The sequence below is a fragment of the Herbaspirillum lusitanum P6-12 genome, from assembly GCF_000256565.1.
Lineage (GTDB): Bacteria > Pseudomonadota > Gammaproteobacteria > Burkholderiales > Burkholderiaceae_D > Herbaspirillum > Herbaspirillum lusitanum.
Genome location: NZ_AJHH01000411.1, coordinates 1 through 1,023, shown reverse-complemented (window position 1 = coordinate 1,023; position 1,023 = coordinate 1). Strand labels below are relative to the sequence as shown.

Annotated in this window: 2 pseudogenes; both read left to right on the top strand. The window is 62.7% G+C overall.

The features are described 5' to 3' along the window. Window positions 1–806, top strand: a pseudogene (locus HLUSI_RS28565) (excinuclease ABC subunit UvrA); the annotation flags it as partial. 22 nt (window positions 807–828) lie between these two features. Further along, window positions 829–1,023: pseudogene (locus HLUSI_RS28560) on the top strand (phytanoyl-CoA dioxygenase family protein); the annotation flags it as partial.

The following is a 1,023-nucleotide window of genomic DNA, read 5'->3' as shown; positions in this document are numbered from 1 at the left end:
CCTCGACCGCTTCAAGACCGTCAACGACACGCTCGGCCACTGCGCCGATCGGCCGCACCCCACGTTCGAATCCGGCGACCTACACCGGCCTGTTCACACCGATCCGCGACCTGTTCGCCACCGTGCCTGCCGCCAAGGAACGCGGCTACAGCGCCGGGCGTTTCTCGTTCAACGTCAAGGGCGGCCGCTGCGAAGCCTGCCAGGGCGACGGCGTGATCAAGGTCGAGATGCACTTCCTGCCGGACGTCTACGTCCCCTGCGACGTCTGCCACGGCAAGCGCTACAACCGCGAAACCCTGGAAGTGCAATACAAGGGCAAGAACATCACCGAGATCCTCGAGATGACGGTGGAAGACGCGCATACCTTCTTCCTGCCGGTGCCGCTGATCGCGCGCAAGCTGCAAACCCTGCTCGACGTCGGCCTCGGCTACATCAAGCTGGGCCAGAGCGCGACCACGCTGTCGGGCGGTGAGGCGCAGCGCGTCAAACTGTCGCTGGAACTGTCCAAACGCGATACCGGGCGTACGCTGTACATCCTGGACGAGCCGACTACCGGCCTGCATTTCCACGATATCGACCTGTTGCTGAAAGTGATACATCGCCTGCGCGACCAAGGCAATACCTTGGCCATCATCGAACACAATCTCGACGTCATCAAAACCGCCGACTGGGTCATCGATCTCGGTCCCGAAGGTGGCGCCGGCGGCGGCAAGATCATCGCCGTCGGTTCGCCCGAAGACATCGCCAGGAACCCGGAAAGCATCACCGGTCATTACCTGGCGCCGCTGTTGAAAAAGAAGAAGTAGCAGGAAAGACCCAAGGCCAGCCATGGACGCTCCACTCTCATCAGCCCAGATCGAGGCCTTCCGCAGCCAGGGTTACCTGCTGCTCAAGGGTTTCGTTCCGGAAGCCGCCTGCGACGACATGCTGGCGGTAGCCCGTGCCCATGTTCAACAGGCCGTGGCGCCGCTCGAATACGAAGCCGAAGTCGGCTACGCAGGCGCGCCTTCATCGCTCGACGCA